The sequence below is a fragment of the Pluralibacter sp. genome (assembly GCF_019237635.1).
In the GTDB taxonomy this organism is placed as follows: domain Bacteria; phylum Pseudomonadota; class Gammaproteobacteria; order Enterobacterales; family Enterobacteriaceae; genus Enterobacter_B.
The window spans coordinates 18,587-42,578 of record NZ_JAFAGS010000131.1; the positions used below are offsets into that span (position 1 = coordinate 18,587).

21 protein-coding genes and 2 pseudogenes are annotated in these 23,992 nt (G+C 50.5%); 14 read left to right on the top strand and 9 right to left on the bottom strand.

Annotated features, from left to right (window positions below):
* Positions 1-6: 6 nt before the first annotated feature.
* Genes JO226_RS15355 through flgB form a run of 5 tightly spaced genes read right to left on the bottom strand, consistent with a single transcriptional unit; the run spans position 7 to position 3,673 of the window.
* Positions 7-744, bottom strand: coding sequence for a flagellar basal body rod protein FlgF (locus tag JO226_RS15355; protein WP_293602411.1), 738 nt, complete (start codon positions 742-744; stop codon positions 7-9).
* A complete protein-coding gene (flgE, locus tag JO226_RS15360; RefSeq protein ID WP_293602412.1) occupies positions 744-1,967 on the bottom strand; it encodes a flagellar hook protein FlgE in 1,224 nt (407 codons plus the stop codon). The genes JO226_RS15355 and flgE overlap by 1 nt, the downstream gene beginning before the upstream one ends.
* Positions 1,964-2,791, bottom strand: coding sequence for a flagellar hook capping FlgD N-terminal domain-containing protein (locus tag JO226_RS15365; RefSeq protein WP_293602413.1), 828 nt, complete (start codon positions 2,789-2,791; stop codon positions 1,964-1,966). The genes flgE and JO226_RS15365 overlap by 4 nt, the downstream gene beginning before the upstream one ends.
* Before the next feature lie 23 nt (positions 2,792-2,814).
* The gene (flgC, locus tag JO226_RS15370; RefSeq protein ID WP_293602414.1) at positions 2,815-3,246 is read right to left on the bottom strand and encodes a flagellar basal body rod protein FlgC; all 432 of its coding nucleotides are present in this window, start codon (positions 3,244-3,246) and stop codon (positions 2,815-2,817) included.
* A gap of 40 nt (positions 3,247-3,286) precedes the next feature.
* Positions 3,287-3,673, bottom strand: coding sequence for a flagellar basal body rod protein FlgB (flgB, locus tag JO226_RS15375; RefSeq protein ID WP_293602415.1), 387 nt, complete (start codon positions 3,671-3,673; stop codon positions 3,287-3,289).
* A gap of 124 nt (positions 3,674-3,797) precedes the next feature.
* Between flgB and flgA the strand changes: the two genes are divergently transcribed.
* From flgA to JO226_RS15410, 7 genes are all read left to right on the top strand, one after another.
* A complete protein-coding gene (flgA, locus tag JO226_RS15380; protein WP_293602416.1) occupies positions 3,798-4,571 on the top strand; it encodes a flagellar basal body P-ring formation chaperone FlgA in 774 nt (257 codons plus the stop codon).
* A gap of 52 nt (positions 4,572-4,623) precedes the next feature.
* A complete protein-coding gene (locus JO226_RS15385; protein ID WP_293602417.1) occupies positions 4,624-5,904 on the top strand; it encodes a 6-hydroxymethylpterin diphosphokinase MptE-like protein in 1,281 nt (426 codons plus the stop codon).
* Complete coding sequence (locus tag JO226_RS15390; protein WP_293602418.1) at positions 5,901-6,176, top strand: hypothetical protein; 276 nt, start codon at positions 5,901-5,903, stop codon at positions 6,174-6,176. The genes JO226_RS15385 and JO226_RS15390 overlap by 4 nt, the downstream gene beginning before the upstream one ends.
* Before the next feature lie 127 nt (positions 6,177-6,303).
* On the top strand, positions 6,304-6,705 hold the full coding sequence (locus JO226_RS15395; RefSeq protein WP_293602419.1) for a flagellar biosynthesis anti-sigma factor FlgM: 402 nt from the start codon (positions 6,304-6,306) through the stop codon (positions 6,703-6,705).
* A 6-nt stretch (positions 6,706-6,711) separates the two neighbouring features.
* Positions 6,712-7,143, top strand: coding sequence for a flagellar protein FlgN (locus tag JO226_RS15400; protein WP_293602420.1), 432 nt, complete (start codon positions 6,712-6,714; stop codon positions 7,141-7,143).
* A 173-nt stretch (positions 7,144-7,316) separates the two neighbouring features.
* On the top strand, positions 7,317-7,991 hold the full coding sequence (locus tag JO226_RS15405; RefSeq protein ID WP_293602421.1) for a response regulator transcription factor: 675 nt from the start codon (positions 7,317-7,319) through the stop codon (positions 7,989-7,991).
* Positions 7,992-8,030: 39 nt separating this feature from the next.
* Positions 8,031-9,389, top strand: coding sequence for an ATP-binding protein (locus JO226_RS15410; protein ID WP_293602422.1), 1,359 nt, complete (start codon positions 8,031-8,033; stop codon positions 9,387-9,389).
* A gap of 129 nt (positions 9,390-9,518) precedes the next feature.
* Here JO226_RS15410 and JO226_RS15415 read toward each other — a convergent pair whose 3' ends face one another.
* The gene (locus tag JO226_RS15415; protein WP_293602423.1) at positions 9,519-10,523 is read right to left on the bottom strand and encodes a LacI family DNA-binding transcriptional regulator; all 1,005 of its coding nucleotides are present in this window, start codon (positions 10,521-10,523) and stop codon (positions 9,519-9,521) included.
* 213 nt (positions 10,524-10,736) lie between these two features.
* On the opposite strand from JO226_RS15415, the gene JO226_RS15420 reads away from it, so the two are divergent.
* The 6 genes from JO226_RS15420 (at position 10,737) to JO226_RS15445 (ending at position 20,782) form a co-directional block, all read left to right on the top strand.
* Complete coding sequence (locus JO226_RS15420; RefSeq protein WP_293602424.1) at positions 10,737-12,503, top strand: class I mannose-6-phosphate isomerase; 1,767 nt, start codon at positions 10,737-10,739, stop codon at positions 12,501-12,503.
* 103 nt (positions 12,504-12,606) lie between these two features.
* Positions 12,607-14,307 (top strand): PTS transporter subunit EIIC, encoded by a 1,701-nt coding sequence (locus tag JO226_RS15425; RefSeq protein ID WP_293602425.1) that lies wholly within the window; start codon positions 12,607-12,609, stop codon positions 14,305-14,307.
* 185 nt (positions 14,308-14,492) lie between these two features.
* Positions 14,493-17,141, top strand: a complete 2,649-nt coding sequence (locus tag JO226_RS15430) for a glycoside hydrolase family 38 C-terminal domain-containing protein (protein ID WP_293602426.1) — start codon at positions 14,493-14,495, stop codon at positions 17,139-17,141.
* Positions 17,142-17,211: 70 nt separating this feature from the next.
* Positions 17,212-18,414, top strand: coding sequence for an MFS transporter (locus tag JO226_RS15435; RefSeq protein WP_293602427.1), 1,203 nt, complete (start codon positions 17,212-17,214; stop codon positions 18,412-18,414).
* Positions 18,415-18,484: 70 nt separating this feature from the next.
* Entirely contained in the window at positions 18,485-19,765 is a 1,281-nt protein-coding gene (gene lamB, locus JO226_RS15440) for a maltoporin LamB (RefSeq protein WP_293602428.1), read from the top strand.
* Between the two features lie 150 nt (positions 19,766-19,915).
* Positions 19,916-20,782, top strand: coding sequence for a D-hexose-6-phosphate mutarotase (locus JO226_RS15445; RefSeq protein WP_293602429.1), 867 nt, complete (start codon positions 19,916-19,918; stop codon positions 20,780-20,782).
* 60 nt (positions 20,783-20,842) lie between these two features.
* Here JO226_RS15445 and JO226_RS15450 read toward each other — a convergent pair.
* Together JO226_RS15450 and JO226_RS15455 are read right to left on the bottom strand one after the other, a co-directional pair.
* A pseudogene (locus JO226_RS15450) lies at positions 20,843-20,986 on the bottom strand (integrase); the annotation flags it as partial.
* Between the two features lie 53 nt (positions 20,987-21,039).
* On the bottom strand, positions 21,040-22,263 hold the full coding sequence (locus JO226_RS15455; RefSeq protein WP_293602430.1) for a hypothetical protein: 1,224 nt from the start codon (positions 22,261-22,263) through the stop codon (positions 21,040-21,042).
* A gap of 160 nt (positions 22,264-22,423) precedes the next feature.
* Between JO226_RS15455 and JO226_RS15460 the strand changes: the two are divergent.
* Positions 22,424-22,704 (top strand): annotated as a pseudogene (locus JO226_RS15460) (IS1-like element transposase); the annotation flags it as partial.
* 271 nt (positions 22,705-22,975) lie between these two features.
* Here JO226_RS15460 and JO226_RS15465 read toward each other — a convergent pair.
* Positions 22,976-23,950, bottom strand: a complete 975-nt coding sequence (locus tag JO226_RS15465) for a zeta toxin family protein (RefSeq protein WP_293602431.1) — start codon at positions 23,948-23,950, stop codon at positions 22,976-22,978.
* Between the last annotated feature and the right edge of the window lie 42 nt (positions 23,951-23,992).

The following is a 23,992-nucleotide window of genomic DNA, read 5'->3' on the forward strand; positions in this document are numbered from 1 at the left end:
TCGTTATCAGACCGGGCGGATCAGACGCGTCGACGCCTGGCTGAGCTCTTCCGCTGTTTTCATCATCTTGACCTGGAGTTCAAACTGACGACTGGTGCTCAGGATGGCGACCATCTCTTCAACCGGATTCACATTACTGGCTTCCAGGAAACCGCTCGCCACCGCCACGCTGTCATCCGCGGGCAGCGAGGCATTTGCGGTGCGGGGACGGAAGAAACCATCTGCATCCTTGACCAGATCCGCGGCATTGGGCTTCACCCGCTTCAGGGTGGCGACTTCCAACAGCACCTCGCCGCCGGAGTCGGGAACGATGCTGACCCGCCCCTGTTCGGTGATGTTGACAGACCGGAAATCAGGCACTTCAATCGGTTGACCATCCATATCCAGAACCGGGTACTGATCCAGCATCAGGGTGCCCCGCTCGTTGATATGCAGAGCGCCAGCGCGGGTATAGCGTTCCTGACCGTTGACCTCCACCGCCAGCATGCCCTCGCCGCGGATGCCAATATCCAGTTCATTCCCGGTATGCTCGAGCGCGCCCGGCGCAAACCTGCTGCCGATCCCCATAGGCACGGCCATCTGCCGGGTGGCAAAGCCGTCCCCTCCGACGGCATAGTTGCGGGCGCGCTCATAATCGGCGCGAAAACCGGTGGTGTTGACGTTGGCAAGGTTGTTCGCGTGCACCTGCTGGGACAACATGCTGCGATTCGCACCGCTCATGGCGGTGTAGATCAACTTATCCATCAGATGGCCTGCATTAACACTTGATCAAGCTGGCTCTGCACCGCGATAGCCTTGGTGTTCGCCTGGTAGTTACGCTGTACTTCCATCATGTAAACCATTTCGGCGGTCACGTTGGTCGTGGAGTTTTGCAGCGACTGGGATTCAATCTCACCGTATACCCCGGTTCCTGGCGTGCCGTAGAGCGGCATCCCGGATGTGGACGTCTGGGTCCAGCTGGTGTTGTCTGCGACAGCCAGGGCTTCCGGGTTCGGGAAGGTCGCCAGCACGATCTGCCCTTGCAGCATCGTTTCGCCGTTGGAGTAGGTCGCATAGATGTTGCCGTACTCATCCACTGTCACGCCGGTCTGATCGCCTGCCGGGTAACCGTTAGAGGAGTTCAGCTGGTTACTGAACGGCGCTGCATACTGGGTGGTTTGCGTCAGATCGACATCAATGGTCAGCGTACTGGCGCCACTAAGCAGAGGGTCGCCTTCAGGAATGCTCAGGGTGAAGTTGCCGCCGGAAACCAGGTTGCCGTTGGCATCGAATACCAGTTGTTGCGGTCCAGCAGGCGTGCAATAAGCGTTTGCATCCTGGCCATCGACATACACCTGCACTTCCCAGGTGCCGTCCGCCGTCTTGGTGTAGTACTGGGAGACGGTGTGCTGGTTGCCCATGGAGTCATAGACCACGGTGGAGTTGGTGCTGTGATAGCTGTTCGGATCGGCCGGATCAAACGGGACGGTGGTGCGGTCAATCACCTCTTCGCTCTGATCCAGGTTCATCCCCAAATCGATATCGCTGGTCGACTGCGGCGGCATGGAGCCGCTTTTCAGCTGCAGATCGCCCAGTTGGCCGGTCATGATGTTGCCGTTGGCGTCGACCGGATACCCCTGTACCCGGTTGCCATTGCTGTCGACGATGTAGCCGTCTTCATCCTGATGGAAGTTACCGGCGCGGGTGTAATACGTCTGACCATCACTGCCCTGGGTGATGAAGAACCCATCCCCGGTGATCGCCATATCGAGGTCGCGCCCGGTGAATGTGGTGGTGCCCAGTGCGGAGAAGTTCTGGGTGGTGTAGCCCGACGATACCCCTGCCGCCTGACCGCCTGCATAGAGGGCCGAGAAGGTGGTGGTCGACTCCATGTAGCCAACGGTTGCGGCGTTGGCGATATCCATACTGATGGTGTTCAGGCTCTGGCTGGCGGCGTTCAGGCCGCTTACCGAGATTGCGTAACTCATAGTTTCGTATCCTCTGTGGTATCGTCCCCTCCTTGTGTCGGAGGAGCACTGATCTTCGAAATATCAAACAACGGCACCATGCCGACCCCTTCGACATCCAGCATCAGACCTTCCTGTCCTTTGAGGGTCACGGAGTTCACAACGCCGCTGAAATAGGTCGGTGTGGTGCCAATTTCGTCACCGATGACCGTCTCGGCCTCAATGCGATACTCGCCCGCTGGCAGCCCCAGGACATTGCCATCCAGCGTAAAGCTGACCTCGCCTGCCGTCTGCGGCCCCAGGGTGACGGTGCCCACTTCTGCGTCGAACTCGTCATAGATCCGAATGCTGACGTTGTCGTAGTCCTTATCCAGCACCAGCTCCCCTTCCAGTAAGGTATCAGGGCCCAGCGTGACCGAGTCATCCGGCGCGGTCACCGTGTTGCCGATCAACTGCTCGGTCGATACCACGAGGTTGTTCTCTTCGACGGCATAGAGGGCATTCATCGTCATGCGCATGTATTCCATACTGGTCACCTGCGCGAACATCGCCATCTGGGTCACAAACTCGGTACTGTCGACCGGGTTGGTGGGGTCCTGATAGGTCAACTGCGCCAGCATCAGCTCGACAAACACGTTGGCCACCTGAGGCGGCGCGGTACTTTCCCCCGAATCAGAGCCATCGCTCGGGTCTTCCGGCTCCTCTGGGGTGGACTCGGTCACCGCCGCCGTGGGCGGCGGCGTCGCAGACTGGGGACTGGAGGTGCTTGCCGGCGCCACCATACTGTTGACCTGAGACAGCATGTTCGGTGAGCCCGGCAGGCGGTTACCCGGATAGGTACTCATGGGATTGAGAGCCGCCAGGTTCATCAGACCCTGTCTCCTAAGCGCAGCAGACTCTGCTGCATGCTTTTCGCCTGGTTGAGCATCTCGACGTTGGCCTCATAGTTACGCGAGGCGGAGAGCATGTCCGCCATCTCCTCGACCACATTGACGTTGGAGTAGTAGACATACCCCTCCTTGTCTGCCAACGGGTTATCCGGCTCGTGACGTTTTTGTACGGGCTGATCCGTTTGCACTATCCCCTGTACCGTCACCCCGGCCGACGCGGCGCGTTCGGTGACGCTCAGGGTAGGATCGTTGTAAATGGTGCTAAAAACCGGCTTCAGGGAGCGATAAGCCCCGGCTTCGCTGCCGCTGATGGCGTCGGCATTGGCCAGGTTGCTCGAGATGGTGTTAAGCCTCAGGCTGTTTGCGTTGATGGCAGTACCGGCGATGTCGTAAATTTTTCCGAAGGACATAGCGTATTTCTGTCTCGTCTTGCTGGTTAATGTGGAGTGATTACTTGCCATCAATGGCAGTCGCAAGTCCGTTGAACTTGCCGTTGAGGAATTCCAGGCTGGTCTGGAAATCCATTGAATTCTCAGCAACCCGCGCCTGTTCGATACCGGCTTCGACCGTGTTGCCATCGCGGCTCACCTGCCAGGGCTGCCGATATTTCAGGTTCATCCCGGTCTGGGTCATGCTCATTGCCGGGACAGGCGCGACAATGTCATCAGGGGAGGAACCACGGCCCTCGGGAACCGCGAGACGAAACTCCAGATCCCGCGCCGCGTAGTTAGGGGTATCAGCATTGGCTAGATTACTGGCGAGGACCCTGCTACGCTCAACGCGAAAATTGAGCGCCTCTGGATGAATGCCAAGCGCCTTTTCGAAACTTATTCCCATCCATCCTCCTCCTTACAGTTCAGTAGAGATGAAACGACATACACCACCACTCTTAGCAATTCTCGTGCCAACAAATTTTATCTGTCGCTTCTCCCGGCTAACGACACGGCGGAAGGCGGGTTTGTTGTGCCGCAGTCTCGCAGTGTGGTTATGTCTGTTGGTCTCGCCAGCCGTGGTGGCCGCTGCGACGCCAGCGGCGCAAAATCCGCCGCCGGCGCCCGGCGTTGATACCGGAGCCCTGAAGCAATTTGTCAGCGCCTACTGGCAACAGCGTTTCCTCCAGCACGCCGGGCGCGTCAACTGGCGCGATTACCAGTGGCAGATTGAGGTCGTCATCCCCGATGCGGTCAGTAAGCTTCCTCCCTGCCGTCAGCCCTACCAGGCCGAGGATGCCCAGACGAATCTGCCCATTGGTCGACAACCCCTGCGCGTACGCTGCCCAGACTCCCCCGGCTGGCTGGTAACGACCCGTAGCCAGATCTCGGTTTTAATGCCCGTCGTGGTTACCAGGAACGCGCTCAGCCAGGACCACGTTTTGCAGGCGAGCGACCTCGCGGTCACCCAAATTCTGCTGACGGCCCAACAGGACGATGTCCTGATCGATCCGGCTCAGGCCATCGGTCGGCGTCCGCTGAGGTCATTGCGGGCAGGTCAGCCCGTGCGTAACAGACTGCTCGAAGCGGCCATGCTCGTGCGCAAAGGCGATAAAGTGCACCTGACGCTGGCCGACGGGGATATGTCCATATCCATGGCAGGGATAGCCCTGCAGGATGGGCAGAAGGGGGAAATCATCGGCGTGAAAAATGAAAAAAGCGGAAAAGTTATTTCCGCTGCGGTATCCGCTCCCGGTCAGTTGCTGATTTCCAATGAAGCCCCGGCGGCGGTTGCGTCAAAATAAAAAACGGCATGGTTCTTGCTTAGCTTCCCGATTTTGACGGGGAGCCCACACGATGTCTGATGAACGTCTGACCCAACACCTTGCCATCATTGCCCGCCGCTGGCCGACGCTGGCAACGACGCTCGCGCAGACTCAGCCTCTGTCAGCCGCCAGCATCATGGAGGGGCATTGCGGCACGCTGCTTATCGACGGCATCCAGCTCACCAGCCGCCATGACCGGGCCGCAGAAGCGCGCCAGCAGGCCAATAGCCTGCCGGCAAAATCACACCTGAGTCTCTATGGCGCCGGGCTTGGCGATCTACCCCGCGAGTTGCTGCGCCGCCCCGCGCTGGCGCATCTTGATGTCTTCATCATGAACCGCGAGCTGTTCGTACTCACGCTTTCGCTGTTGGAGAATCAGGACTGGTTACAGGATCCCAGAGTCTGTCTGGCGTTGGCTGCCGACGAAGAGGAAATCCGCCTCCCCTTCTTTGCGTTACCCGCCGAATTGCGTCTGGCGGAAGATAAAGCGAGCCGGATACGCGACCGCCTCATCAGGGAAATGACGCTTCCCCATACCAATCGTCGTTATGAACAGCATCTTCCCCAGCTGCGCCAGCGCCTTGCCGATAATCACTCTTTGTTGCGGCAGGACGGCGATGTCGCCGCGCTCTTCGGCAGCGCCCCGGGTCGTGCGGCATTCGTCATCGGGGCCGGTCCGACGCTGAAAGTGCATTTATCCCGCTTACACGCCTTGCAGCATCATCCCGCACGGCCGCTATTGATCGCTGTCGATACCGCCTGCCGGGCGCTGTTTGCGCACGACATCCGGCCAGACTGGGTCGTTTCCATCGACCACCTTATTGATGAAGAAAAACTTCCGCCCGCCGATTGCGGGCTCGTCTATTTCCCTCTGGTGCCTACCCGAACGTTAAAGGCCTGGCGCGGCCAGCGTCTGGCGGCCTATTCCAGTAGCCCGCTGTACCAAACGTTGTGCAAAACGCAGCCAAAAGCCATGCTTTATTCCGGCGGGAGCGTCATCCATCCCGCCGTTGATCTGGCCGTACAGATGGGGTGCCATGAGGTCACTCTGCTGGGCGCAGATTTCGCTTTTCCTGGAGGGGAAACCCATACCGGCTGGGCGGTGGGGGCGTTGAATACGACGCTTGAGCAAGCCAGGCATTGGGCGATGGATGGACACGAGAGGCGCATCAGCACCAATATCAGCTTCACGGGCTATCGTATCCAGCTTGAGCGCTATATTGCCGCGCATCCCGAGGTCCGTTTTTACAACGGCAGCCGGGAAGGCGCCGCCATCGCGGGCTGCCGCTATCATCCGGAGTTCACCCTATGACCCTTTCCGCTCAGTTCACGACGCTTGCCGAACAATTTCGCCTGGGGTTATCCCTGGATGCGGCACTGGCGCTTCCACCTCTGCTGAAATTGCTGCTACCCTTACTGCCCACGCTCCCGGCGCAGACGCAACGCCAGTTACCGCAGATAATGTCTGCTATCCTCGCCTGTCAGGAGCGGGAAGACTGGCTCGGTCTTGCCGATTGGCTGGAGTATGAGCTGTGCCATGCCCTCGCAGACCCCGGGAGGCAGGACGCTGAACATTTTTCGTAAAAAATACGCTGATGGCTAAAGTCCGGCGCCATAACGGTCGCTTATCTAACCTTAGTCACGTATTACCTTAGCCATCGAAATGGCGGGAAGTATGTCATTTTGTCAGTTTGTTGTGAGTGGTTTGATTATGAATATTACGTCACCAAACGGTAACCTTACCGAGAGTTCTCTGCAGGGCGCGTATGCCCGGCAAACTCAGGCCGCGTCGGAGATCGCCGCGAGCGAAAGCAACAAACCTCAGCAGGTCAATGCATCGGCAGAGGTCGCGCTCGCGCAAAAGGACGGCGCGAAGAAAACGTTTAACGAGCAGTTCACCCTGCCGTCCGCAGAGTTTCCTGTCGAAGTGCCGATTAATGTTCCGGTGTCCTCGGCGCTGACCTGCGCGCTGGCCAATGAGCTTAACCAATACCCTGACATTGACCATGACAAAGTGGCTAACGTCATGACCCTGCTCAACAACGGTAAGCTTGCCGTTAGCAGCGAGGATCTGGCGGCGGACATGATGAATTTCTACCAAAGTGGGAGATAAGCCGTTTTGAGTAAAGCTATCGATCGCGTGCGTCAGTTGATTACAGGCATCAATCAGGATGTGGTCTCCTGGGAGCAAATGGAGCAGTTGCTTACGGAGCAAAACAGCAACCTGATTCGGCGTAATAACCCGGCCATCCACCACAACAATGAACAGCAGGTACAGCTGCTGCACACCCTGCGCGGCCGGGCCGAACTTCGGGTTAAACTGCTTCACTCTTTAGGGTTGAAGGCCAATAGCGACGATCTGAAGCGCCTGGCCAGCAAACTGCCGGACGCCGCCTCCGACGCGCTGCTCGCGCAGTGGCACCGGCTGGAGCGCAGCGTCGTTCGCTGCAAGAAACTCAACGATCACAATGGCCGGTTACTGGCTAACCAACAGCTATTAATACGCAGACTGCTTAATACCCAAGAAGACTTTTACCAACCCGCAACCTGATGTCCTGATACGGTTTTTTCCTCTGGGGAATCAAGGGCAGACGCCCAGGCGAGGTACAAAACTCGCTCATTCTGCAACCGTTATTTGATCCAGAACAATCCTATGTCTTTATTGACACTCCCATGGTCGACGTCTTCTAATTGAGTAATTCGCCTCCAATACTGATAAATCTGATGAAAATACTTCTGGTCGAAGACGACAAGCTGCTTAATCATCATCTGACAACCCTGCTGACCGAGACCCATAATCAGGTCTACAGCACGGGCAGTGCTCAGGTGGCGCTGCACTATGCGGCGGATTACCCTATTGATGTCGCGATCATCGACCTGGGCCTGCCGGATATGGGCGGCTTGCAGCTTATCAGGGCGCTAAGGGCGAAGAAGATCCCCTTCCCTGTCATGGTATTGACGGCGCTCGGCAACTGGCAAAACAAGGTTGAGGGGCTGGAAGCCGGGGCCGATGACTATCTGGTAAAACCCTTTCAGAAGGACGAACTGCTGGCGCGGCTTAATGCGCTGGTCAGGCGCAGCGCCGGTTTCATCTCCCCCAGGGTGGTCGCCGGGGACTATGAACTGGATCTCTCCCGTAAAGAACTGACTATCGCCGGGATACCCACGGTATTGACCAGCTTTGAGTATCAGACGCTCGAATATCTGATGCGCAACGCCCGTCAGGTCGTCTCCAAACAACAGTTGCTTGATCAACTCTACGGCGACGGTGAAGGAGACCCCAATATTGTTGAAGTCATGGTAAGCAGAGTGCGTAAAAAGCTGGATCCAGAAGGCACCATCCAGCCTATCTCTACCATTCGCCGTCAGGGCTATATCTTTAATCTCTCCTGTAGCTAATGACGGCTGCCGGCTCTCTTTCTCTGCGTTAAGAACACCATGAAACGGTTCCTCCGCTCCCTTCACCTTAAGCTGATGTTAAGTTCTATGCTGGTCATCGCGGTCATCATGGCCTTTTCAGTCTACGTCCTCTACCGGGGCCATCTTGAGGAGCAGTCCCAGAAGGCCAGCGCCCGCATACAGGAGGATCTCTCAAGGATACTTTCCTCGCAGCGCCCGGACCCCGATGACAGTGTGGAGTTCAGCGCTATCGCGCCGGAGGCTATCGCCCTCAAACTGGACACGCTTATCTGCCGCGCCGATGGCCAACTGAGCTGGTCCAGCCTGCACATGCCAGCGTTGATCAAGTCCAGGAATACCCTCTGCCAGGACCTGCAGACCTCTCTTGGGGGCGTCGACCAGGACTACTTTTTTGAACGCTATACCACCCGCAGCGGCGAGAGTTATTTCATCTACAGACTGCGTTTTACGCACAACCATGGTGATATCCCCACCACCTATTATGTGGTGATGATCGACTCCACCGAGCGTTATCAGGCGCAGACCCGCGCCTACCTCTACCGGTGCATTCGCCAGGCCCTGCTGGCCTACGCGCTGCTCGGCGCCCTGCTGTTGTTCACCAGTTTCTGGAGCCTCTCGTCACTGCGAACCATCGCCAACCATCTGCATGATATTCGCGAAGGCAAACGACATACGCTCTCCAGCGACTATGAACGGGAACTCCAGCCGTTGACCCGGTCTATCAATCAGTTACTGAACAACGAGCGACAACAGACCCAGCGCTACCAACATGCGCTTAACGATCTGGCTCACAGCCTGAAGACCCGTCTGGCCCTGATTCAGCTCACCGCCGAAGAGCTCAAACTCAAGCACGCGATCGATGACAACATCAACGAGCAGGTCGTCACGATGGATCAAATCATCCAGTATCAGTTACGTCGCGCCGTCACCGGCCACAGACGCCTTGCAGGCAAAGGCACCGAACCTGTGCCGCTCATTGAGAAACTGCTGGCGAGCCTGGCGAGGATCTATCGCCACAAAAAGCTACAGACGCGCTTTCAATTCGATGACGACGTTTTCTTTGCCGGTGAGCAAGGCGACTTAATGGAGCTCATGGGCAACCTGCTCGATAACGCCTTTAAGTTCGCCATCAGCGATATTCGCGTGACGGTGAGCGGTAACCATGGCCTGCTCAGAATTACCGTTGAAGATGATGGCCCCGGTATTCATCCGGACGACTCACAGCAGATCTTTCAGCGCGGAAGACGCGCCAACAACTCGCCCGGCCAGGGCATCGGCCTCGCCATGGTCGCCGAGATTGTGCATAGCTACAACGGTGAGATACGTGTTGATGACTCACCACTGGGAGGGGCGCGATTTACGGTAGTGTTTTCCTGAGTGTGCCGTTGCGGTGGTTGTATTGACGTATTCTAAAATCGGATCAAGCGCCACAACCACCTCGGAGGTGTCAGTTCCGAGGACATCGAACAGGCTATCCTTGACGATAGCCTGTCGCGTCTGAATTGATTAACTACCGCAGGATTGACGGATTACCAGAGTAGGCACGAGGATAACACTCTTGGCTGGTTCATCATTCCCCGCAATACGCTCCAGCAGCAGTTCACCCGCTTTGCGGCCGATTTCGCGTGCCGCAACTGAGACGGTAGTGACACCGGATTCCGCCAGTGCACTCTCTGGGATATCGTCAAAACCCACCAACGCGAAATCACACCCAACGACTTTCCCCTGTTTACGCAAAGCCAGCATAGCGCCGAGCGCTACCACATCCTGGTAACAGACAGCGGCCGTCACCTCAGGATGTTTCTCCAGTATGGTCATCATTGCCTGAGTCCCATCGTTACGGTTGGCGCCACAGGAGATTATCCACTCCTGATTAGGCGCGATACCGTGTTCTATCAACTTGCTCATATACCCCCCAAGACGCCGGGAACGGCTGATAGACACGGTTTGCCCGCCGATGAAGGCAATATGGCGATGGCCGAGCCGGAGCAGGTGTTCAGTCGCCATTTGACAGCCGAGAAAGTTATCGGTCCCCACAAAGTCGATAGCCACATCCGGCACCGGTCGTACCACCAGAATAGTAGGCATACAACGGCGCTGCAGACTCTCGAAGAAGCGGTGCGGAGTAGGCTGGGCGGCACAGATAACCATGCCCGCAGCATTGTTGCGCTGTAATGAATCCATGAATTGCTGCTGCCGATCGGCTGATTCCTCACTATTGGCAAGAAACAGCATCAGGTCGTGATTCTCCATTTCCCGGCTAAGGCCTGCCGTCATCTCGGCATAAAACGGGTTAGTGATATCGTGAAGCAGCAGGCCAACCTGATTGCTGCTTCTGTTGCGCAGATTGGCGGCAGTCTGGTTATAGACATAACCGAGCTCATCAATCGCCTTGAGTACCCGCTGGCGCGTCTGTTCCGAAATTCGCCCCTTATTGCGTAACGTCATCGAGACGGTGGCAGTAGAAATACCGAGGTGGCGGGCAATATCGGCAACGGTGACATTACTCATTGTTTGCGTCCTGTGATTATGATCATTACAAGGTATATCGATTAACTTAATTTGTGTATCTCTTGTTTGGTTAAATGGGATTAATCTCTACATTACTGTAAATAACGACACCATTTTGACCTGTTTGGTGAGATTAATCTCGTTTACCAGTTTGATTCATGAGGTTAATCGATTTATTTTCTCGCCAGAAATTTACAGTGAGAAAGTAAGCCAATGATCAATCCAAACTATGTATCCAACTACGACAAGTTCCCGGAAGTACGGGTTGCTGGCCATGATGGTGCAGCATGTCAAGGGTGGGACGATATTGCCCAGCGCCTGCAAAACGCGCTGGCAAACCTGCAAAAAGAAAAAGTGGTACTGGTTATCGACTGCTACCACGGCGTCGATCAAAACGAATTACGCCAGAGCCTGTTGGAGCAGTTCGGTTCACTGCATCTGATTGATGTAGAGCAGGCGCGCTGGCCAGAAAAACGAGTCCTCGAGATGCTGGATCGCTTTATCACCGACGATCGCGTCTTCGGTGTGCGCGCTCCTCACAAACTGGTGGAGTTTTTCGATCCTGATCATTTAGCTCGCCTGCAAGCTGAGGTTGAGACCATTAACAGTGGTCTGGTTGTCGTAATAGGGACGGGAGCCTCCCTCGTGTGCGAGGGCGATGTGCGAGTGTATGCAGACCTTGCCCGCTGGGAAATCCAGCAACGCCTGCGTCGCAAAGAAATCGGCAACTGGGGTGCTGATAACGAGCATGAAGATATTCTGCGTCAATACAAGCGCGCCTTCTTCATCGAATGGCGAGTATTTGATCGCCATAAACTGACTCAGATACCGACCATCGATTTTCTGCTTGATACCAACCGCAAAGGGGAACCTGCGTTGGTCGAAGGCCATGCTCTACGCGCAGGCCTACATCAGGCGGCGCGCCAGCCATTACGTGTCGTGCCATTCTTCGACCCTGGTGTCTGGGGTGGTCAGTGGATGAAAGAAGTCTGCGATCTTGATCCTACTGCTGATAACTATGCCTGGTGCTTCGATTGTGTACCGGAGGAAAATAGCCTCTATTTGCGTTTTGGTACTGTACGTGTCGAGATTCCATCGCAGAACCTGGTGCTTTGTGAACCTAAAGCACTGCTTGGTGAGCAAGTGCATGCCCGCTTTGGCGCGGAGTTTCCCATTCGCTTCGACTTCCTGGACACCATGGGCGGCCAGCCTCTTAGCCTACAGGTACATCCATTAACCGAGTATATCCAGCAAGAATTCGGCATGGCGTACACGCAGGATGAGAGTTACTACATGCTAGATGCAACACCTGATGCATGCGTCTATCTCGGAACTAAAAGCGGTATTGAGCCAGAAGACATGTTAAGTGATCTGGCTGCCGCCCAGCGTGGCGAGAAGTCCTTTGACGATGAGCGTTTTGTCAATCGCTTCCCGGCACGTAAGCATGATCACTTTCTTATCCCTGCTGGCACAGTGCACTGCTCAGGTGCGGGTTCCATGGTGCTTGAGATAAGCGCCACTCCTTATATCTTCACCTTCAAGTTGTGGGATTGGGACCGTCTGGGTCTTGATGGTCTACCAAGACCTATCCACCTTGAGCACGGCCGCCAGGTAATCCAGTGGGAGCGAGATACTCAGTGGACTAAGCAGAATCTTGTCAATCGCATTGAACTCATCGCTGAAGGAGAAGGATGGCGTGAGGAGCGCACCGGCTTACATGAGCGCGAATTTATCGAAACTCGCCGACATTGGTTTAGCGTACCGGTAGAGCATGATACTCATGGCACTGTTCAGGTACTCAACTTGATAGAAGGACGTGAAGCCACAGTGGAAAGCCTGGATCAGGCGTTTGAACCATTCGTCGTGCACTATGCCGAGACCTTTATTATCCCAGCCTCGGTAGGGCGCTACCGGATTCGCCCAAGCGGTGAGAGCCAAAATCATACCATCGCAACCATCAAGGCATATGTCAGAACATAAACCCTGAAGCATCAAACAAGCAGTGAATAAAAATAATTAACTGCCCCAAGCCACTGGGGCAGAAAACAATATTTTCAATGCAGACTCCCTGCTGGAGCTTAACATGAATAAGGTTTTATTAGGTAAGTTGCAATTTTTCGCAAAATCAATGCTATATGCCGCCACGTTCGTCTTGCCATTTGCGGCAATGATGATCGCAATTGGCTCTGTCGGCATGAACGAATCACTACTCGGCGGCGTTCCAGTAATCGGTTCATTTTTCTCATTTATGGGGAAATACATGAACCTGGCAGGCTGGGTGATATTGGGTAATTTGCCATTCTTCTTTGCACTTTGCGTTGCCGCGGCCCTGACAAAAGAAAAGCAAGCTGGTGTCGTGGTGATTGCTGGTCTGTTTTTCCTGACCTTCAATAAGCTCTTAGGTGAATTGTCCCTCGTCTACTTCAGCCACTTTAAAGACGTCGCGGGTTTAGTCACCGCAACTGACCTGCTGTCACCTGAAAAGAACCCTAATTACCACGTACTCTTTGAGTCAGTATTTGGCGTGGTGACCATGCGTGTCGGCGTGGTCGGCGCCATCATCGTGGGCGCGCTTTCGGCGCATCTGTGGGAAAAATTCAAAAACTTTGAACGGCTGCCGATGTGGCTGGATTTCTTCAACGGTCAACGCTTTACCGTGCTGGTGACGTTCTTCTATGCGTTGGCGCTGGCACTCGTGGTCATGGTTGTTTGGCCTATCATCGGGACTGGTCTGGATCACCTTGCACGTGCAGTAGAAAACTCAGGAGCATTTTATGTTCCATTTGTGAAAACACTGTTGGAAGTCGGTTTACGAACTATCGGCATGCACCACATTACCAACTATGTTTTTGAATACACTCCGGTCGGAGGTACACTCTATTCAACCCTGCAACAGGTTAATTTGATTGGTGTTGCGCAGGTTTGCCCGGCACGCCTGGATGAGATTGTAAACCTGGTCAACCAGGGGCAACCGGCGATGGCACAACGTGTCTTCGATACCCCGAACATGTGCAATATTTACTATGCCCAGGACATCACGGGTCTCTTTGCCCTGCCTGGTGCCGCCATTGGCATGTTCTTCTCCATTCCTAAAGAGAAGCGCACCAAGAAAGTAAAAGCGTTGTACATCAGTACCGCTACCGCCGTTATCTTCACCGGCTTTGCCGAGCCACTGGAATTCATGTTCGTTCTGGTATCACCAATCCTCTACGGCGTGCATGTGTTGATGCTGTCTACATTTGCGATGATCCCAGACCTACTCAGCACCCTCTTTGGCGAGCAGATCTTCACCTGGAAATTGTTTGGTCTGGTAAACGTGGTTGCTTCCGGCATCCTCCAGGTCGGTGGCGTGCTCGGGCGCTGGTGGGAACTGGCTCTGTGGTTTGTCATTGGCCTGGGCATTACCACCGTCTATGCCGCTGTATTCCGCTATTTGATAGTCAAGTTTGACATCACTGTGTTGGGGCGCGAGCCGGATGGCGAAACGGATGAACCAGCGAAAGAGAGTGCGCTGAGCAATCTGGTTAGTAGTGATGAATCCAAGTTTGCAAGGATCGTCGAAGCACTCGGCGGGAAAGAGAACATTATCTCCGTTGGCAACTGCTTCACTCGCCTGCGCATAGAGGTGAAAGATCACCAAATCGTTAATAGCGATAAAAAGCTATGGATGAAGTTGGGTGCTATGGAAGTAGTGGTGCTGGAAGGCGGTGTACAAGCCATTTATGGCGCAAGCGTCGATAGACTGAGAATTAAGCTTGAAGATTACATCGCGACTCAGGGCTAAGCCCCGTCATCAAGTACAACACAATTTAGCGACGTAACGTAATCCAATGAGAAATCCTGGCTCCGGCTCCGTTGAGTATGGGGATAAGTGATAACCCCATTGCACCAGGATTTCTGAGAATTAGCGATGATTGCCCCGATCTGTCGAAAAGGGCTCAATACCATACAAATTATTTGGCGATTATTATGACGAAGAAGCTTGGCCACGTTGTTTATCAAACTCACTGGGATAACGAGTGGTATTTCACGGACCGTGAGTCCCAGGTTCAGCTTGTATACCATATGCGTGAAACGCTTTCGATGCTGGAAAATGGGGCCGTTGATCATTTTCTGCTGGATGGGCAGACTGCCATTGTTGAAGATTATCTTTCTGTCTGTCCGGAGGACAGAAGCCGGATTGAAGCCTTAATCAAGGCAAAGCATCTGTTTATTGGGCCATGGCACACACAGACAGAAACCTTTGCTGTCAGTGGCGAGGCGATGATCAACAACCTTCGTCTGGGGATTGAATACGCCAATAGCCTTGGCGGCTCTTCCATGGTGTCTTACCTGCCAGACAGCTTTGGTCATCCAGTAGATTTCCCGCAAATTTTTAACGGTGTCGGTATCACCAAATTTTCATTCCGCCGTGGTATGGGCGACAAACATAAATTGCCGACAGAGTTTTTCTGGAATGGGCCGGGCAATAGCCGGGTGATTACCAATGTCCTGATCGATGGCTACGGTTGGTCTTATGATCCATTTTTTAGCGGAAAACTGCTGTCTAAAGATCTGGCATCTGAATGCAAAACAAACGCCATGACTCCGCTCGAGTTGATCGCCAGTAAGTCGCCGTTTGAAGAGTTCCTGCTGACCATGGGGAATGATCAAACACCAATCCGCCCTGATTTCAAAGAGAAGCTGGCTCAATATAATGCCGAATCAGACGAATACCACTTCGTTGAGACGACCTTTGATCAATATTTTGAGCGTCTACAAGCCGTATGCGGAGACACCTTGCCGGTTTATTACGGTGAATTCCTTGATACTCAGTACTCACGTGTACACAAGTCGATTAACTCAGTACGTTACGATATCAAACAGTTGCACGATAAAATCGAACGTCTGATGACCTACAACGTACAACCGTTGATGGCAATTGCCGACAAACTCGGGTTGCCCTGGGAACAGGGTCTTATCGACGAAATCTGGCGTTTGCTTGCTCGTGCTCAGACACACAGTGTATGCACCAACACAGACCGAACCAATGCCCGGATATTTGAACGACTGAAAATGGCGCACGAACTTGCTGAAAGCACGCATGTTTACATGCTGCGCAAGTTGGCGCTGAGCTGTGATATTCCAGCCGGTCGTTCGCCGCTTATTGTACTCAATAGCCTACCAGAACACAGTAATCTGGTTGCCAGATATCGCGTATTCACTAAAGGTGAAGATTTCAGCCTTTGGTATAACAATGAGCAAGTACCGTATTGCGTGATTAATCAAAATCGTGACTATGGTGGCATCTGGCGTAAAGATGAAAGCCTTCATGAGAAAAATAAATACTATTTCTTAACTGAAATAGAAGTTGAGATTCATCTTCCTGCCTTTGGTTACAAGGTATTGGAAGTTGATGACAATATTGCATCTGATTGCCGAACTCTGCCGACGGTCACTCCCGATCAGGTTATCGAGAATGCCTTCTATAAAGTGGCGATGAAAGATGGTGCACTGGCGCTGACAGATTTACGTCTTGGCAAAACATTCACCAATATCCTGTCGTTTGAGAATGACGGTGATGCTGGTGATAACTATGATCACTGTCCACCAGAGCAGGATTGGTGCCTCGCGCTGGCTCTCGACAAAGCTGATGTGGATGTTGTGCTGCATTCCCACTCTCAGGTAATGACGCTGAGCGGGCAATGGCAAATACCTGATAATCTTGAGAGCCGTGCTGAACAAAAAGCCGATCAAACGCTGCCGTTTGTGATTGAAATGGTACTCAAGAAGGGTTCTGAGCTTATCGGTCTGAATATCACGGTTGATAATAAGAGCAAGAACCATCGCCTGCGCATGCGGGTCAATAGCCAGATAGCGAGCCTGTTCTCCCGTGCGGGTACACCTTTCTTCGAGGTATCGCGCGAGACACAACCTGCTGAGTTGAAAGACTGGCGTGAGAAAGGATTCGTTGAAGAGCCTACAACCACGTCGCCGTTGCTGAACTATGTTTCATTGATAGGTGACGACCATTACATCAGCGTACTGACGCACGGTTGCAAAGAATACCAGGTCATTGGAGACGAGTTTGACACACTCGCCATCACGCTATTCCGCAGTTGTGGACATTTTGGTTTACCTGATTTATCTCGCAGGCCAGGTCGTGCCAGCGGTTTGGCAGAAAAGATTATCCCAACGCCGGATAGCCAACTGCTGAAAACTCTGTCGTTTAATCTGGCACTGCATCTTGGTCAGTCATATCAGGCTAATGCAATTCGACATCATTATGTCAACTTCGCCAAGTTAGATGGTTATTACCACGAGCAGTTGCTATCGCGTACGGGTGAATTCAATATTAGTTATTTCCATACTAACCCATTGAATTTCAAAGTCCCGAACCATTTCAGTCTGTGTGAATTAACAGATTCCGAAGCGGCATTCAGCACTTTATTGAAAACTCGCGATGGTAATTATTTATTGAGAATGTACAACAGTACAGAAAGCACCATAAAGGTTGGTGAGCTACAGTCAGATAATGGTATGAGAGTCATATCCTCCGCCAATATGCTTGGACAAGAAGAAGATGGTGATATCTCAGTATTGACACCGGGTCAGATCAACTCTTACTTACTCAAGTAAAAGCCATTAATAGAGGAGGTGTGCCTCCTCTATATCTGAACTATGTTTTATAAGTTTTATTGACGGCAACATGAAAAAACAAAGCAATTTTTATTCAATGTGTATATTGAATGCAACATTTTTTATATGGGGTGTAATCACGGCACTGACAGCAGTTTCCGTCCCTTATATTAAACAACATTACTCCCTGACAAATACAAGCTCTAGCTTTATATCATTGATATTTTTTTGTGTTCCATTATTAGCGTCAATTCCTATTGGCAGAGTAATTACCACATTCGGATATAAAGGCGCACTTAAGAGTGCTTACTGGCTGGCTATCTTAGGCAGTGGCATCATAATACTTGCATATCAGGCCCACAGTTTCCCGATGCTTTGTGCTGGGGTGTCGCTTATTGCATTGGCGGTTGTGGCAATGCAAGTGGTAGCAAACCCTTACCTCGCGGCATTAGGAACCGCATCATCGGTATCTGGTCGGTTGAGTCTGGCATCTTCCATCAATTCATTTGGGACTGTTGTTGCACCGTTATCTGCTGCATTAATTTTGGGGGGATTTTATCAACTCTCTGTGCAAGAACAGAGCATGAAGCTAACCCTCATCTATGGAATGCTGCTGGTATTTGTCACCGGATTGATATTTCTGGTTCATGTGATAAAGCTGCCAGATGTAGAGATTGCTAAAGAGCATAAATCGAATTTTCTTGAAGACATCAAAGAACTCTTCGGCAATAAATTATTTACCTTGAGCGTACTGGGTATATTTTGTTATGTCGGCGCCGAGGTTTCCGTTGCTGTTAACACTGTTATCTATCTGACAGAATCGACATTGGGTAACTTATCAATAAAAAGCGCTTCCTCACTAATATCATTGTATTGGGCTGGGGCCATGATTGGTCGGCTATTGTATGGCTGCGTTGCAAATAAAATAAGACTAACCAAACTGATGACAGTTTGTACCATCATGCCATCAATAATCATTCTTATCGTTATACTGTGGTCAAGTAGGCAGAGTGGTTATTTGCTGTTATTTATTGGGTTGACCAACTCAGTTATTTACCCCGCAATATACGCACTAGTTATCAATAACACTATAGCAAAATTAACACCCATTGCTTCTGCGGTACTGATAATGGCTGGATTTGGCGGTGCCATTATACCTTCCATCCAGGCGTTAGCATCGGATAATTTTGGTGTGGCATATGGATTTTTAATTCCATTATTGAGTTATCTCTATCTATTTTATTACACATTGCGTCAGAGACGCTTTTTTTAGCAACACCGTTCAGCCGTTAATTACCCTACAAGGCAAAAACAAACATCTCATCCGTGAAAGGAATATTTTAATGAATAATAAAAAATTAAAGCTGGCTACAATCGTTGCCACTAGCCTGGCTTCTTTCTCCGTTTTATCTTTAGATTTCCATGGCTATTTACGTTCAGGCATCGGCTCATCTGATAATGGTGATATGCAAACCATGAGCAAACAGCGTGTCGGGCGTCTTGGTAATGAAATGGATACCTATGCGGAAATGAGCCTGGGTGAGGAAGTCTATAACCAGGATGGTAAGACTTTCTCCTTTGATACCATGATGACAATGTCATCTGGCCAGCAGCGTGACTGGGAAGCCGCTTCGACCAATGAAGCCGAATTTGCATTGCGACAGGCGAATGTGAAGGCTAAAAACCTGTTTGGTGCGAATGAAACGTTCTGGGCCGGGAAACGTTATTACCAGATTCACGATGTGCATCTCACCGACTTCGCCTACTGGGATATTTCTGGTGCCGGTGTCGGGGTTGAACAAATCGACGCAGGCCCAGGCAAGCTATCGCTGGCTATTATCCGCAACGATCCAGTCGATGAACTCGATAGCGATGGCGATACCATGGGTGATGAGCACGTTAACGTAAATACCTTTGATATTCGTTATGCAGGCATTCCGGTATGGCAGGATGCAACGTTAGAGCTGGGGTATAACTTTGCCCACGTCAACCCTACTGACACCCAGGAAGCCAACCTTGATGACCTTTCCGATGGTCATATGCTCACGGCACAGGTGGTCTGGAATGTCATGGGCGGGGTGAATAAAACGGCCGTGCAATATTTTCAGGATGGTTTGAGCGGACAGGCTGTCAATTATGGTAATGGCAGTGGTAGTGGCCTGGAAATGACCTCGGGCGGCGGTAATGGTTTTCGCTTACTCAACCATGGCGCCATCACATTAGGCAATGGTTTTGAGATTGGCCACCAGATTGTTTATGCGAAAGCGAACAACTATAGCGAGTTCGATAACGATACTCGGGAGACCACTGATTTTGATGAAAAGCAGTCGTTTTCGGTCGTCGTTCGTCCTTCATATCGCTGGAATCAGCACATGAAGACTTACCTCGAAGTCGGCTACTTCAAAGATAGCTGGACCGAGAAAGGGTCACCCTCCGAATCAGGGGATGGCTCTAAAATTACGCTGGCTCAGGCCTGGTCCCCAAGCAGTGACTGGTGGGCACGCCCGGAGATCCGTATTTTTGCAAGCTATCTGCAACAAGATGACGTATTCCGTGAAAATGCCAATGGCGATCCTCAAGATGATACCTGGACAATTGGTGCCCAGGCCGAAGTCTGGTGGTAATCACAAGCAATTCTGACGTTCTAAATTAACCAATAAACGCAGAGATAATAAGGGGTTGTGGCGTCATTGAAACATGAGCCCCCCCTGCTTTGGCTACACTTGTACAAAACCGCCTTATAACAATAAATCTCAAAGAGAACAGGAGTTCTCATGCCGTTGACAAAGACGCTTCCTCCACATTGCTCGCTCAGCCACGATGTAGCTGGAGTACCCCTGCTTTCTATTGATAATAACTATGCAAGGGCCCAAATAAGCTTGTTTGGCGCCCAGGTGTTGAGCTACCAGCGCCACAATGCCAGCCCCTCTATCTGGCTGAGTGACAAGGCTGTGCTGGATGGCAGTAAACCTATCCGGGGAGGGATTCCGATTTGCTGGCCCTGGTTTGGTCCTTCACCTTCCCGCGTTGGCTTGGGTAAACCTGCACACGGTTTTGCCCGTACCACCCTGTGGACTCTTGAAGATGTTTCAGAACACGAAGATAACACATTGGTGCATCTCTCACTGCGTGATAACGACGCGACTTATGCGCTCTGGCCCCATAGATTCGAACTGGAGCTTGATGTGTTGGTTGGCCAATCACTCTCACTGGTACTGAACACCCGCAACACCGGCAATACTCCTATTATCTACAATGCGGCTCTGCATTCCTATTTACAAATCAGCGCCCCCGAGAACGTCAGCGTGACTGGGCTAGGGGAGCCTTACACCGGTATTTTAATTCCTCAGAAAGGGCAACAACTGGGGGCTTTGGAGTTGAATGGTGCCATAGATCGTATCTATCACCAGCCAGAAGATAGGGTCATCGTCAACGATGGTAAGCGCTGCATTCAGGTGGTAAATGGCAACAATGACAGTGTGGTCGTCTGGACCCCCTGGCTTGAAGGTGCGCGCGCTATGGCTGATATGGCCGACGATGGTTATCACACCATGCTTTGCATCGAGGCCGCGATTACTGATGACGCGGGTGTGACGGTAGTTCCAGGTGATGAGCACATCCTGACCACTTTGATAAGATGACTATGTTGTGTCTTTTAATTGCATAACCATTGATAAAAGAGGCGGCCCAGACTCACCATTTTTAGCCTTCTCCGTTGCGCCGCGACTTTCCATTCGCCGCAGTACATTCAGCAGAACCAGAGGCTTAATTTCGTTGACGGGCTACCGACCAATGTACGGAAAGATATCTTTATTAAACGCCTCCTGAATATTATAGGCATTGAATCGCCACGGATAATCTATACACTTCTGACCAGTTGATTGAAGCGACAGAACCATTATTCGTCTGATCGGACTAACTTGTTAAATGATAATTCCGGATATGTAACATTCAATACTTCCGTTGCAGAGTGATAACCACCACCGACAAGAAAAGCAATAGCTGCTTTAGATAAAGACAGTTTATCATCATTATTTAGTCCGGGATACAGAAGCGTTGCTCCAACCATAATGCAGGCAGCGCTACCCGAAATTGAGGCTATTAATGGATTATCCGCATCAAAGGTACGGTTGATAAACGGGGATTTTACTTTACCACCATTCTTTACTTCATTAATGAAAGTTCGAAACAACGGACGTTTTCTAACTAGCTCATCAATTTTAAGAAAGTGACGTTCTGCATCAGAGAGTGTTTTATACGTATTCTTATCAAGGATACCAATATCCTCCCTAACTTCTTCCGAAATGATGGCACTTCGACCTCTTATGGAAAACAATGCTTCAGGTTTGTATTTCTCGATAGCCGCTGTTATTTTTTCGCTAGTTACACCTTTCAATAATATACTATGCTCCTCAGGTGAGATTGACGCAATATCAATAACATATGCACCAAAAGTTTTGATCAGGAGTACTTTTTGGATAAAGCTTAAAGGTAGAGAGTTCTTATCAGAAAGTATTCTATTTATTTCTTCGATTCCGCCAGATATCTTGCCAAATTGACCGTTTCTACCGGTAACCCTGGTGAGATACTCATTAAATTTAACGCCAATATCACCTGCATTTTTCGAGTTAGCAAGGATACCATGCAAGCTATTGGAAATATGATTAATAACATTAATAATCTCTTTAGGGTTACGAATTATTTTTGCAGCATATAGGCTTTCTGACTTAGCTTTTTCAATATCATTGAAATAAGTATCATGCCGTGCTTTTCCATAAAATTCCGCAGTATGTGCCGAATCAGCAGGGACTTTACCCGCTTTTCTATTTGAGACATCACCATAAAAATCATAAATATATTTTGCGTCAACTGGTGTTTTATTGTTCGCTGTTCCACCGCAAAATTCAACAGTATGAGGAGAAACGATAAAAGCCTCCTTGTAATTATTTAAGAGAACCCTAGAGTGCTTTACATCCACTGGATGTGAAATCAATAATTTCTCAATAGAGTTACTGACAGATTTAAGCTTATTTGTTAAATCATTACTTCTATGTTTATGGACTAAAGTTTCGCCTGAAATCAACATGCCTTTACTTGTATTATTTCCAGAACAACGCAACATACCCTCTCCCTTAATGTGTAATGCGAGTAAATATGATAGAGTAATAAAATAAAAAACAAACTAAAAAAAGATAAATATCAAATTAAACAAAACAAGTAAACGATAGTAATGCATCTAATTAGTTGAATTGAGTTATAATGCCCGCTTTTGAGGTTTACTCATGGCCAGCGTTACCGTTCATTGTCCCCGTTGTCAGTCTACTCAGGTTTATCGTCATGGGAAAAAACCGAAAGGACATGAGCGATTCCGTTACCGGGATTGCCACCGCGTGTTTCTGCTCACCTATACTTATGAAGCTCGCAAGCCCGGTATCAAAGAACAAATTACCGAAATGGCATTCAACGGTGCCGGTGTCCGGGATACCGCAAGGATGCTCAAAATCGGCATTAACACCGTCATTCGCACCTTAAAAAACTCGCGCCGAAGCGAATAACATCCTCTCTTGAAAAACACATGTTCTACTAATTGGAATCATTACCAATGAACGGTAACACTGGCCATGAGTAAACCTCAAAAGCGGGCATTATAACTCAATTCAACTAATTAGATGCATTACCGTTGAGTGATGTAACATCCAGTTTTTCCATGGAGGAGATAAAATATACAACTCAACTTCCATTACCAAGTTAACGGTTTCGTATTAATTATCAGTCTCGCAGTGGCCAGTTTTAGTTGACCACTACAGTTAAATATAGTGGTCACAGATATTTTACTATCTCAACTCTGGGTTACTGTAATTTAAATTAAAATTAACAACTCTTGATAAGTTTTCAAATAACCCTACGCGACAACTCTGAGTATCTTTTCTTCCCGCCTCAATCGCCTTCACAATTTCTTCTGACGAAAAGCCGGAAAAAGACTTATAATACAAATGTCCATTTCTACCACTAACTATCACTTCATCCAAATTCGATGCCAATTCTTCAAACTTTGCCGGGTTAGTTAGGCTCTGATAGGCGTCCTCATGATATGTCGCAGGCGTTCTCCTTGCTCCTCCAGGCGTGTGCTCCCCAGAATTTATATTTTTTAATGCAGATTCATATCTTGAGAGTATCCCTATATTACTGGTAGCCTTATCGACAGCAAGAACAGTTAGCGAAACACGAAAACCGTTTTCTTTGCAGGCCTCAACCAGCTTAAGCATTTCTGCATCACGACTATTTATAGACTCCTGAATTACCATATTGAGTCTATTATTGAGCCCATATTCCCTTAAACCATCGACCAGATAACGCGCCGCTTCCTTACAACCAGGTACAGTGCCTGGATAACCCTTTGATGCTTCTTCTGTATATCTCGGTATGTACTTTTTGAGTTCATCATAGTCGATAATAAGACAATCACCTTCAAGTTTTGCCGAAATATTATGCGTAACCGTCGACTTTCCTGCCCCCATTTGACCGGTTATTATGTGCGTCACCGGATTTTCCTTTGGACTTGCATTTACAGCAAGCTTGTTTATAACCTCTGCAAGCAACAGTTTCTTTTCTTCATTATTTAGCGACTCTATTTCCCTAGGATCCTTTAAAACCGCCACTTGCCGAAGCTCATGAAAGCTATTACTTCGATTAAATACAGACACGACCTTCTCAGACAGTTTATTCACGCGCTGATCCTGCGCTTCATTACTGTTAGAAACCGTTCTTGTTAAATAATTAGAAGTAACGCCACCAGTCGAATAAATCATTTAATAGTTATCCTTAATAACAATTAATGTTTTTTAATTCTA

Bases quoted from the DNA above. Each gene is read 5' to 3' on its own strand.
- JO226_RS15355 (WP_293602411.1), bottom strand. From the start codon at position 744: ATGGATAAGTTGATCTACACCGCCATGAGCGGTGCGAATCGCAGCATG.
- flgE (WP_293602412.1), bottom strand. From the start codon at position 1,967: ATGAGTTACGCAATCTCGGTAAGCGGCCTGAACGCCGCCAGCCAGAGC.
- JO226_RS15365 (WP_293602413.1), bottom strand. From the start codon at position 2,791: ATGAGTACCTATCCGGGTAACCGCCTGCCGGGCTCACCGAACATGCTG.
- flgC (WP_293602414.1), bottom strand. From the start codon at position 3,246: ATGTCCTTCGGAAAAATTTACGACATCGCCGGTACTGCCATCAACGCA.
- flgB (WP_293602415.1), bottom strand. From the start codon at position 3,673: ATGGGAATAAGTTTCGAAAAGGCGCTTGGCATTCATCCAGAGGCGCTC.
- JO226_RS15385 (WP_293602417.1), top strand. From the start codon at position 4,624: ATGTCTGATGAACGTCTGACCCAACACCTTGCCATCATTGCCCGCCGC.
- JO226_RS15390 (WP_293602418.1), top strand. From the start codon at position 5,901: ATGACCCTTTCCGCTCAGTTCACGACGCTTGCCGAACAATTTCGCCTG.
- JO226_RS15395 (WP_293602419.1), top strand. From the start codon at position 6,304: ATGAATATTACGTCACCAAACGGTAACCTTACCGAGAGTTCTCTGCAG.
- JO226_RS15405 (WP_293602421.1), top strand. From the start codon at position 7,317: ATGAAAATACTTCTGGTCGAAGACGACAAGCTGCTTAATCATCATCTG.
- JO226_RS15410 (WP_293602422.1), top strand. From the start codon at position 8,031: ATGAAACGGTTCCTCCGCTCCCTTCACCTTAAGCTGATGTTAAGTTCT.
- JO226_RS15415 (WP_293602423.1), bottom strand. From the start codon at position 10,523: ATGAGTAATGTCACCGTTGCCGATATTGCCCGCCACCTCGGTATTTCT.
- JO226_RS15420 (WP_293602424.1), top strand. From the start codon at position 10,737: ATGATCAATCCAAACTATGTATCCAACTACGACAAGTTCCCGGAAGTA.
- JO226_RS15425 (WP_293602425.1), top strand. From the start codon at position 12,607: ATGAATAAGGTTTTATTAGGTAAGTTGCAATTTTTCGCAAAATCAATG.
- JO226_RS15430 (WP_293602426.1), top strand. From the start codon at position 14,493: ATGACGAAGAAGCTTGGCCACGTTGTTTATCAAACTCACTGGGATAAC.
- JO226_RS15435 (WP_293602427.1), top strand. From the start codon at position 17,212: ATGAAAAAACAAAGCAATTTTTATTCAATGTGTATATTGAATGCAACA.
- lamB (WP_293602428.1), top strand. From the start codon at position 18,485: ATGAATAATAAAAAATTAAAGCTGGCTACAATCGTTGCCACTAGCCTG.
- JO226_RS15445 (WP_293602429.1), top strand. From the start codon at position 19,916: ATGCCGTTGACAAAGACGCTTCCTCCACATTGCTCGCTCAGCCACGAT.
- JO226_RS15455 (WP_293602430.1), bottom strand. From the start codon at position 22,263: ATGTTGCGTTGTTCTGGAAATAATACAAGTAAAGGCATGTTGATTTCA.
- JO226_RS15465 (WP_293602431.1), bottom strand. From the start codon at position 23,950: ATGATTTATTCGACTGGTGGCGTTACTTCTAATTATTTAACAAGAACG.